Origin of the sequence: Microcoleus sp. C2D2 (genome assembly GCF_036702495.1) — a bacterium.
In the GTDB taxonomy this organism is placed as follows: domain Bacteria; phylum Cyanobacteriota; class Cyanobacteriia; order Cyanobacteriales; family Microcoleaceae; genus Microcoleus.
In genome coordinates, this window is record NZ_JAUBTO010000146.1 from 10,126 (window position 1) to 19,369 (window position 9,244).

Here is a 9,244-nt window from a genome sequence, read left to right on the forward strand (position 1 = left end):
CAGGCATCTTGCCTGTTGCGATGCCCACCCCACAAGAAAGAAAATTGAACTCTTGTGGAACAGGCATCTTGCCTGTTGCGATGCCCACCCCACAAGAAAGAAAATTGAACTCTTGTGGAACAGGCATCTTGCCTGTTCCTGAAAATGGTGCAAGATGTCAGTTTTCACCGATTTTAGCTATGAGACACAAGTTTTAACCCCTGACGGACTGCCGGACTCGCTCCCGGGGAGACAGCGGGAAATACTAACAACTAATCAAAAGATAAAATATCTATAATAAATGCAAACGGTTAACAAATTTAATCTCAAAAAAATACTTATTTTAATTGGCAGTATCGCCGTAATTTTTGCAATTATTTTATCTATTTATTCTCACAATGCTAACGCCCAAGAGCCTTACAAGCCCTCTCCCGAAAGGGCTTTAGCCTCCAAAGGCTTGGTTGAAGTCAAAATGACGGTAATTGCAGTTGATCCCATTAAAAATGAATTAGAAAGCCGCTTGCAGTTTGAACTCAAAGGTATCTATAAAAAAGGGCCTACTTACCCGGCTCAAGACTTATTAATGACAGTTAACGGCGCAAATGTACAGGATTCTGAAATTACCTTTAAAGAAGGCAAACCGATGATTGTCCCTGCATTAAAATTTAACTTAGTCAAGGGAAAAATTAATAATTATCCGTTTGACAAGCACATTGCCAAAGTAGCGATTTCGATCGACCCGCTGGCTTCGATTGGTAAAAAGTTTGCTCCGTTTCAACTAAATCCCGTGCCGCTAGAATTTAATTTTCATGCCGATGTTCCCGGTTTTGACATCACTTATAAGCCGCAGGAAGAGAATTCATCTATCTTTATTTATATCGATGTTTCTGCAAGTCGCTCAATCCCGGTGAAATTCTTTGCCTTAGTGATTATTGTGATTATGTGGGTGCTGTCAATTATGGCGCTTTTGCTAGCATTAAAAGTGATGAAATCGGGCAACTTGCCGGAAGTGGGAATGCTGAGTTGGACTGGTGTGATGCTGTTTGCTTTTCCCGCTATTCGCAACGCTCAACCGGGGGTGCCGCCGGTGGGAACGGCAAGCGATTTTATTTCGTTTTTTTGGACGGAAATTATTGTTGTGGTGGCGTTGGTGATTATCGGTAGCTGTTGGTTGAAGCGGTATCATCCGCCAATTGAATGATTTGAGATTTGAGATTTTACAGTTCTGGAGGTACACACTCTATCTGTAAGGCCCGCCGGGCCGCGCACCTTACCACTACTTGGGGCCGAGTAGACCATTTTTTTGCCTTAGTCCTATTTGAGATTTTAGATTTGAATAATTTACCCCAGAGATAAATCAGGAAGCTTGTACCCTGGATGGTTTCAATTAACAGTCAACCCTCAACAGCCAACAGTCAACAGTTAACTAAATTCAAAGATTCAATTTTTGACTTCCAAATTCTCAATATCCTTTGCGGGTACACCCAAACCGCGCAAGATAGTAAAAGCAATAATTCGATTTCCCGACGGATTGGGATGAACTCCATCTCCAGCTAACAAATTCAGAGTCTTGCCCGCGTGCTTTTGATACGTGCCGATAACTTCCCGAAAAGGCGCATTCAAATCGATAAACAAGCACTGATTCTGCAACGCAATTTCTCGCATCGCAGCAATATACTCTTGCAACCTGCGATTTTCTGGGCCGTCGAGAATCTCGCGGATAGGAGTAGGAGAAAGCAGTACAACGCGAATTTCTGCAGCTTTTGCCGCCAGCACCATTTGAGTTATTTTATCCCGATATTCTGCCAGAGGCACTCCCGCGGGCAAGTTGCCTTGCGGATAAAACTGATTTTTTTGGAAGTCGAAGAAAGCGTGCCAAACGTCGTTGACTCCGACATTAATCATCACTAAATCTGGCTTTTGGTCGATCGCATCTTTCTGGAAGCGCGCTTGCATATCAGCCGCCTTGTGACCGGAGATTCCGGCGTTGACAATTTCGATTTTGCGATCGGGATAAAGAGCACTCAGATAGCGTTCCAGCAGCCAAACGTAACCTCCGGGGTATTTTCCTGCCTCGGTGATGCTGTCGCCCACTATCACAATTTTGCGCTTGCCGGCGAGTACGTTCTGGATTTCCGGGGCCGGCGTTGCTCCGAATACGCATTCTTTAAACATGGGAATTAAGGAGTGAGGAATGTTGAAGACGAGAACAGCAGCTATTACGGCGAGGGCAAGTCTGATTAACACTTGCCGATTCGGGAGTTTGGGACGGGGCGATTCCCTTCGGGATAGCTTCGCTTGACGCGCATTTGCAGACATAAGGAAGAAGGAAGAATGAATAAGAGCCTATTTGAGGTGTCTCCTCACTTTAATCCTAGATTTTAGCCTGAGTCTTCTGAGAGTGAGCCTATAATCGCACAGGTCCTTAGTTTTGCCAAATTGTGACGCTCTGCTTTTTTGGCGATCGCGTATGTTTTACTTAGCACAGTGCGATCGGAGGTGATTGGTGTGCGATCGAGTTGGGGTTGTGGGAGTGGTGGTTTATACATAGGTTTTACGACCAAGGAGGAGATGTGCCCATTGGCTGGTAAATTAAGGGTTAACAGAATTTGAGAGTATTACTTATGAGAAAATGCCGGGTAGTAGCCTTGATTGTCAATTTAATAATTTTGGGTTTTTGTTTACCTATTGCACAACAATCTAAACGATACCCTACTGAGAATGAATAGCAGCAATTAATGAATCAGTAAGGAAAAGAAAAAATCAATGAGTATAAAAGTAACTACAGAAAGTGCGTAGGGAAGGGTAGAGCAGGTATAGAGACGATAGCAATTATTGAGCTTGCTATTTAATATCTTGAATATCTTGGCGATCCAAACGCGGCAAGAGAACTTTTGGAAGTTTATGAAACTGGTCAAAATATTGAATATAATACCCAAAATAATACTCAAAATAGTGAATATAATACCGAAAAACAAAATCAATTACAGGATGCTCATTCTCAATAAAATACTTCGTCTGGGTGTGGATGTATCATAAGCTGCTACGCATCTCAATTGAATACAGAGACGGGCAGGATGCCCGTCCCACAAGAATTGTATAAAAATTGACTGTCTAATTAGATGCACAGCAGCTTACTACTGATAATGATGTTTATTTTATTTGCTTCTTTTAATTCAAATAAAGACGCCTATGAGCAACATCAAGATGACCCTCCAGCAGCACAACCATATAATTACCCTGGTCAATAAATTTCGTTTTTGCGATCGCATCTATCGCCCGATCGCTCAAAATAAAAAATGTAAAATTAAGATTGTACCGCTCGATAACAGAGCGCAAAGGTAAGCGAAGCCGATGCCGCAAGCGCCGCAGCCGTCCGAACATGATTCCAGAACGTCCATTCGGTAAGGTATCTAGCCCATAGGCCCGCACCGTCAGTGCTGCTCGGCTCGACAGTCGCCAGCGCATCATTTAGTGGCACATTGAACGCGATCGTCACTCCTACAGTACCGACAAGATAGAGGAGACTGCCAAGGAGTAAGTAAGAGGCACCGGGTTGATGCCACTTTAACAGCGAGGAGATAGCCAGAAAGATGCAAGCTGCTGCAGTTCCGAATAGCGCCGTCATAAATAACGGATTAATCGCCGTTATATTGATGGCTTGCATGGCGGCAATACCCTGTGCTGGTTGGAGTCGGGCAAGGGCTTTCATCACAAACGTCGAGAAGGCGAAGAAGACTCCAGCCATCAGCCCGCAGCCTAGTGCCGAGAAAAGCTTCAATGTCAAAAGCGAGTAGTCAACCATTGCCATAAAACCTCCTGCGAATTACTGTCCAATGCCTTGTTAGTGCATTGTGTCATTGCATTTTTAACCTCGATCTTGAGCCGAGAAACTTGACGTAAAGTGGATAGGGTGGAAAGCAGACCGCAAATAAAAGTTAAGTTTTCAACCACTACCAGGCTATTATTAAGAGCTAAAGGCAATCTAGCAGAGATTTAAGGACTAAATCACTTACAACTAAAAAAATGTGGCTGATTTTGATAGTCAATGCTATACTACTTCGCAGTAGCTAAAAGCTGAGAATTCCAGCGCTCCCTGCTTGACAAAAAACAAGTGTTACTATTCAAATTTAGCACTCATAGACACCGACATTAATCATCACTAAATCTGGCTTTTGGTCGATCGCGTCTTTCTGGAAGCGCCCTTGCATATCAGTCGCCTTGTTACCGGAGATTCCGGCGTTGACGATTTCGATTTTGCGATCGGGATAAAGAGCACTCAGATAGCGTTCCAGCAGCCAAACGTAACCTCCGGCCTATTTTCCTGCCTCGGTGATGCTGTCGCCCACTGTCACAATTTTGCGCTTGCCGGCGAGTACGTTCTGGATTTCTGGGGGCGGCGTTGCTTTGGATACGGATTCTTTAAACATGAGAATTAAGGAGTGAGGAATGTTGAGGGCGATAACAGCAGCAATTACGGTGAGGGCAAGTCTGATTAACACTTGCCGATTCGGGAGTTTGGGACGGGGCGATCGCCCATTGGGAGATATTACGCAGTTTCCTACTAAAAGTCTAACTATAGCAATCCTAAATCATTTGTGAATTTCTTACTCCCTCGGGGAGGGTTGGGGTGGGGTAAAAAATTTACTACTCCTGCAAGGATTGCTATATTTATGCCTGCCATAATATTATCCATTTTGGGGTTTTTTGTCACTTATTTCAATAAGTCAGTCCTGGACGAACAACAACCAGGTTTTGACGCCAAATCCGAAGTTATCAGCCTGAACCCAGAAACCTGATTGTTGAGCCAGTATGCGGAAGTTTTATAAGTCAAATTACTGATGTTTTTGTCGCCCACATCTCTCGGTGTAATTGGCCTCACAAAAAAAATAGCAAAAATTCACAGGATTTTTGCTACTTAGAGCACAACTTGAGAAGGGAAGCGGGGTTTATAATATTGATAAGTTCAGGAAACAAGTTTTCATGCGAGGTTAAAACAATGGTAGCAAATTCAAATTTTTTATATCCTAAAAATCGCTATTACGGTGAACTAAAGCCAGAGAATTTGGTATTTAATGCGAATTTACAAGAGTTTTCTCAGCGGGTGGGTTACATCACCTGCTTGACATCTAACGGTAAAATCTCTGTGGAACAGGCATTTACTCAGATCGAAACACTCTGGGAAGAGGTGGAAAAGTCGAAAACGCAGTTGGGAATCGGCGAAAATCCATTTTCAGCTTGAATAATTAGCGGTTGGCTTTGAGGTTGGTTTACCCACCATTGATGCCGATCGATTATTCCACAGCTTAAGATGAAAAAGTAGCTAGTGGCGATCGACCTTTTTGCCTATGAGTTCCGATTTATTGCCCCTCCTTCCCAAAGTATCAATCGGCCGCCGCGCAGCGGCCTTGTGCATCGACGGAATCGCAGTTTGGCTGCCCAGTTTGCTTCTGGGCACTAATGCGATCGCCCAAACCATATTTTTTGTTTTGCTGTGGCTGATCCTGCGCGTAGCCATCGTCAGGAAAAACCAAGGTCAAAGTCTCGGGCGCTGGGCTTTGGACATGAAAATTGCCGATACCCGATTCCAACGGACTCCCGGAGTGCAAGAACTGTGCAAGCGCGAGGCATTGCTGGGCATTTGCGCCGGCTTAGCCTTCGCAGGTATAGCTGGGCTCACATCTACCAACGCCGCCGTCTTGCTGCTGATGCTGCCCCTGGCGATCGACTGTAGCGTTGCCCTCACCTCCGCCGAAAGGTTTCCCCAAGCTTTCCACGATCGCATCGGCGGGACGATCGTCGTCGGAACCCGCCGCGGCTACTCCCTCGACATCAAAGTTAGAAGATTGCTTGACCAAGTGCAGAGCAATGTGAGAAGATAATAAATTGTGTTTAAATTAGTCGAAATTTATTTAGAATTATGGCTAAAGGCGTCCGCATCATAATTACTCTAGAGTGTACTGAGTGCCGAACAAACGCGAGCAAACGCTCCAAAGGCGTGTCTCGGTACACCACCACCAAAAACCGTCGCAACACGACGGCGCGGCTGGAACTCAAAAAGTTCTGCCCCCATTGCAACAGGCACACTGCCCACAAAGAGATCAAGTAGTGATTAGTCATTAGTCATTAGTCATCAGTCATCAGTTGTTGGCAATTGATATTGAACCCGCCCAAAAACGGGTAAAAGCCCCCGACAATCCTGAGTGGAGAACGCAAAATTTTAGAGGAAGGTTCAAGATCCCAGATTCATTTGTGGAGTAAATCTAAAATCTAAAATCTCAAATCGACTGACCCACAAAAAGCAGATAACTAACAAATGCTTTCCTGACGGCTAGCAACTAACGGCTAATAACTAAAAACTAAGTCAACAGTCAACAGTCAACAGTCAACAAACAACAAACCATGACTTACTTTCGCCGGCGCGTGTCGCCCATCAAACCAGGAGACCCGATCGACTACAAAGATGTCGATTTGCTCAAAAAATACGTCACAGAACGCGGTAAAATATTGCCCCGCCGGATTACCGGTTTGACGGCAAAACAGCAGCGAGACCTGACCAGAAGTATCAAAAGAGCAAGAATTGTAGCTTTGATGCCCTTCGTAAACCAAGAAGGTTAACAGGATTTGGGATTTTGGGTTTTAGATTTTGGACTGGATAAGACTGGCGCGAAAACAACGTCTTTCTGCCATTAAGAGTGCAGCAAGAATGCAGCGAAATTATCGCGAAATAGGGTTAAGAGTCGCCGCAGCGCAAGTCTTAATCAAAAGAAAAAAGTTAAAAAATAAAGAAGAAAAAGAACAACTTTTTAGATTTTAACTTTCACAATTGACCAGGAAAATTGCCAAAATCCAAAATCTAAAATCGCAAAGTCGAAACTCGATAAGTGGCTATTGTAAAAATCCAAAATCTCAAATATAAAGCTGGCAAGTGGAGAAGGGAACGTTAGTAGAATTTAGAGTGCACGGCGACCGCCGTCTGGCAGTTGCCGATCGCCCCGATGGCAAGAAAAACTGGGTCGTGGTAGACGAAAACGGTCAACCGCACAGCATACCGCCCAAACAAATCAGCTACGAAGTAGTCGGAGAAACTTACAAACCCTCCGACATTCCCAAATTTCTCAAAGAAGTAGAAGCCTACTCAGATCCGTCGAGTTTGGAAGTAGCTTGGGAACTCCTAGTCGGCGACGGAGAAACGACAGATCCCGAATCCCTGGCAATGCTGCTATTTTCCGATAGCAGTGCGGCCCAGTGTTACGCGGCTTACTGTTTGCTATCAACAGACAAATTGTATTTCAAACAAAAGGGCGATCGCTACGAACCGCGATCGGCCGCCCAAGTAGCCGAAATCAAACACCAGCAAGAAGTAGAACAGCAGCGACACCAAGAATCCCAAGGATTTTGGGAGCGAGTCAAACAGCGGCTGGCAGGAAAAAATGTAGATTGGGAAAATAGCGACAGAACTCGCCTCGACGCCCTAGAACGCTTTGCCCTCCTCGGAGAAGAAGCAACGCACCGCACCCCGGCCTTAGAAACTTTAGCCAGCTTAGAACGTTCCGAAAACCCCGAAGCAGCATTTGGGCTCCTAGTCGATCTCGGCCTGTGGACCAGCCACGAAAACCTGTTTTTGCGGCGCAGCCAAATTCCCCTACAATTCTCCGCAAAGGTATTAGAAGTGGCCCAACGCTGCCTAGAAAATCCCCCAACCGACTCGGACACAAATCGTCTCGATTTAACTCACCTCAAGGTTTACACGATCGACGACGAAAGCACCACCGAAATCGACGACGGCCTCAGCTTAGAATTCCTCGAAAACGGCCAGCAGCGGATCTGGATACACATCGCCGATCCCACCCGCTTGCTTTCCCCCGGAGACGAACTCGACCTCGAAGCCAGAAAGCGTACCACTACAGTTTATCTGCCCACGGGAATGATTCCCATGTTTCCCCCGGCTTTGGCAACCGGGCCGATGAGTTTAATTCAAGGCAAAGAGTGCAGCGCGCTCAGCTTCAGCGTCACCTTAGACGAAATCGGCGCGGCTCAAGATTACAGCATCCACATCAGCACCATAAAACCCACCTACCGCTTGACATACGATGACGTAGACGAAATGCTGGAGTTGGGAATCGAAGCAGAACCGGAAATAGCAGCGATCGCCTCAGCAGCAAAACGGCGGCAAAAATGGCGGGAAGCCCAAGGCGCAATCAGCATTTTCATGCCCGAGTCCATCATTAAAGTCAACGGCGACGACATCAAAATCCACGTCATCGACGACTCCACAGCCCGGATGCTAGTAGCCGAAATGATGATTTTAGCCGGGGAACTAGCCGCCCGCTACGGTCAAGCTCACAGCCTGCCCATACCCTACCGCTATCAGGCACAGCCCGAACTCCCTCCCGATGAAGAACTGCTGGCCGTGCCCGCAGGCCCCGCCCGCGCTTGCGCCGTGCGCCGCTGTATGCCCCGCAGCGAAATGGGCCTCACCCCGGGACGCCACGCCGGCTTGGGTTTGGAATTATACACTCAAGTTACTTCCCCGATCCGCCGCTATACCGACTTGCTGGCTCACTTCCAAATCAAAGCCCACCTGCGGGGCGAACCGCTGCCTTTTACGGCCCAAGAAATACAGGACATTGTGATGTGTCTCGGCACCGCAGTTAAAGAAGCATCCACCGTCGAACGCCAAACTAACCGCTATTGGGGATTGGAATATTTGCGGCGCAACCCGGATGAAGTTTGGGAAGCTTTAATGCTGCGCTGGCTGAGGGAAGACAGCAATCTCGGATTGATTTTATTGGAAGATTTGGGTTTAGAATTGGCAATGCGATTTGGTCGATCGGTCGCCATAGGCGATCGGCTAGAAGTCAAAGTCACACACTGCGATCCGCGATCGGATGTTATTAACTTCCAGGAAATGATCTTTGAAGCCGCACAATAGGATTTGAGATTGGAGATTTGAGATTTTATACCAATTTAATGTGAAGTTGCACATATCTCGATCCCCCTAAATCCCCCTTAAGAAGGGGGACTTCGATCGGGATCTTGTCCCCCCCTTATTAAGGGGGGCTAGGGGGGATCGGATTCTATGCAGCCTCATAAAAAATTGGTATTAGATAGGGGCTTTAAGATGATTTATATCCTCTATTCCTATGTGTTCTCTGCTGTTAAGCAAAAAAATTAGGTATCTATTTATATAGCAATCCTAAATCATTTGTGAATTTCTTACTCCCTCCCCTTGGTAAGGGGAGGGCTGGGGTGGGGTAAAAAA

General features: G+C 46.0%; 11 protein-coding genes. 7 read left to right on the forward strand and 4 right to left on the reverse strand.

Annotation, left to right across the window (positions count from 1 at the left end; genetic code table 11):
* Positions 1–280: 280 nt before the first annotated feature.
* Positions 281–1,180: a DUF4436 family protein gene (locus QUB61_RS31425; RefSeq protein WP_333127360.1), complete on the forward strand. Its 900-nt coding sequence runs from the start codon at positions 281–283 to the stop codon at positions 1,178–1,180.
* A gap of 239 nt (positions 1,181–1,419) precedes the next feature.
* On the opposite strand, the gene QUB61_RS31430 is transcribed toward QUB61_RS31425, so the two are convergent.
* The 3 genes from QUB61_RS31430 to QUB61_RS31440 form a co-directional block, all read right to left on the reverse strand.
* Positions 1,420–2,226, reverse strand: coding sequence for an SGNH/GDSL hydrolase family protein (locus QUB61_RS31430; protein ID WP_333127362.1), 807 nt, complete (start codon positions 2,224–2,226; stop codon positions 1,420–1,422).
* 134 nt (positions 2,227–2,360) lie between these two features.
* Positions 2,361–2,528 (reverse strand): hypothetical protein, encoded by a 168-nt coding sequence (locus QUB61_RS31435; protein WP_333127364.1) that lies wholly within the window; start codon positions 2,526–2,528, stop codon positions 2,361–2,363.
* Between the two features lie 758 nt (positions 2,529–3,286).
* Positions 3,287–3,646, reverse strand: a complete 360-nt coding sequence (locus QUB61_RS31440; RefSeq protein WP_333127377.1) for an anthrone oxygenase family protein — start codon at positions 3,644–3,646, stop codon at positions 3,287–3,289.
* Between QUB61_RS31440 and QUB61_RS31445 the strand changes: the two genes are divergently transcribed.
* Positions 3,573–3,776 carry a hypothetical protein gene (locus tag QUB61_RS31445; RefSeq protein ID WP_333127379.1) on the forward strand — a complete coding sequence of 68 codons (204 nt, stop codon included), beginning with the start codon at positions 3,573–3,575 and terminating at the stop codon, positions 3,774–3,776. The two genes, QUB61_RS31440 and QUB61_RS31445, sit on opposite strands and share 74 nt — an antisense overlap.
* A gap of 519 nt (positions 3,777–4,295) precedes the next feature.
* Here the strand turns inward: QUB61_RS31445 and QUB61_RS31450 are convergent.
* Positions 4,296–4,481, reverse strand: coding sequence for a hypothetical protein (locus QUB61_RS31450; protein ID WP_333127367.1), 186 nt, complete (start codon positions 4,479–4,481; stop codon positions 4,296–4,298).
* Between the two features lie 497 nt (positions 4,482–4,978).
* Between QUB61_RS31450 and QUB61_RS31455 the strand changes: the two genes are divergently transcribed.
* From QUB61_RS31455 to QUB61_RS31475, 5 genes are all read left to right on the forward strand, one after another.
* Positions 4,979–5,221 carry a DUF7219 family protein gene (locus QUB61_RS31455; RefSeq protein ID WP_333127369.1) on the forward strand — a complete coding sequence of 81 codons (243 nt, stop codon included), beginning with the start codon at positions 4,979–4,981 and terminating at the stop codon, positions 5,219–5,221.
* 106 nt (positions 5,222–5,327) lie between these two features.
* Positions 5,328–5,861 carry an RDD family protein gene (locus QUB61_RS31460; RefSeq protein WP_333127371.1) on the forward strand — a complete coding sequence of 178 codons (534 nt, stop codon included), beginning with the start codon at positions 5,328–5,330 and terminating at the stop codon, positions 5,859–5,861.
* 38 nt (positions 5,862–5,899) lie between these two features.
* Positions 5,900–6,088 carry a 50S ribosomal protein L33 gene (gene rpmG / locus QUB61_RS31465; protein ID WP_332959770.1) on the forward strand — a complete coding sequence of 63 codons (189 nt, stop codon included), beginning with the start codon at positions 5,900–5,902 and terminating at the stop codon, positions 6,086–6,088.
* A gap of 293 nt (positions 6,089–6,381) precedes the next feature.
* Positions 6,382–6,597, forward strand: coding sequence for a 30S ribosomal protein S18 (rpsR, locus tag QUB61_RS31470; RefSeq protein ID WP_006631377.1), 216 nt, complete (start codon positions 6,382–6,384; stop codon positions 6,595–6,597).
* A gap of 310 nt (positions 6,598–6,907) precedes the next feature.
* Positions 6,908–8,914: a ribonuclease R family protein gene (locus tag QUB61_RS31475; RefSeq protein WP_333127373.1), complete on the forward strand. Its 2,007-nt coding sequence runs from the start codon at positions 6,908–6,910 to the stop codon at positions 8,912–8,914.
* The last annotated feature ends 330 nt before the right edge of the window (positions 8,915–9,244 follow it).

Bases quoted from the DNA above. Each gene is read 5' to 3' on its own strand.
- QUB61_RS31425 (WP_333127360.1), top strand. From the start codon at position 281: ATGCAAACGGTTAACAAATTTAATCTCAAAAAAATACTTATTTTAATT.
- QUB61_RS31435 (WP_333127364.1), bottom strand. From the start codon at position 2,528: ATGTATAAACCACCACTCCCACAACCCCAACTCGATCGCACACCAATC.
- QUB61_RS31445 (WP_333127379.1), top strand. From the start codon at position 3,573: ATGCAAGCTGCTGCAGTTCCGAATAGCGCCGTCATAAATAACGGATTA.
- QUB61_RS31440 (WP_333127377.1), bottom strand. From the start codon at position 3,646: ATGCAAGCCATCAATATAACGGCGATTAATCCGTTATTTATGACGGCG.
- QUB61_RS31455 (WP_333127369.1), top strand. From the start codon at position 4,979: ATGGTAGCAAATTCAAATTTTTTATATCCTAAAAATCGCTATTACGGT.
- QUB61_RS31460 (WP_333127371.1), top strand. From the start codon at position 5,328: ATGAGTTCCGATTTATTGCCCCTCCTTCCCAAAGTATCAATCGGCCGC.
- rpmG (WP_332959770.1), top strand. From the start codon at position 5,900: ATGGCTAAAGGCGTCCGCATCATAATTACTCTAGAGTGTACTGAGTGC.
- rpsR (WP_006631377.1), top strand. From the start codon at position 6,382: ATGACTTACTTTCGCCGGCGCGTGTCGCCCATCAAACCAGGAGACCCG.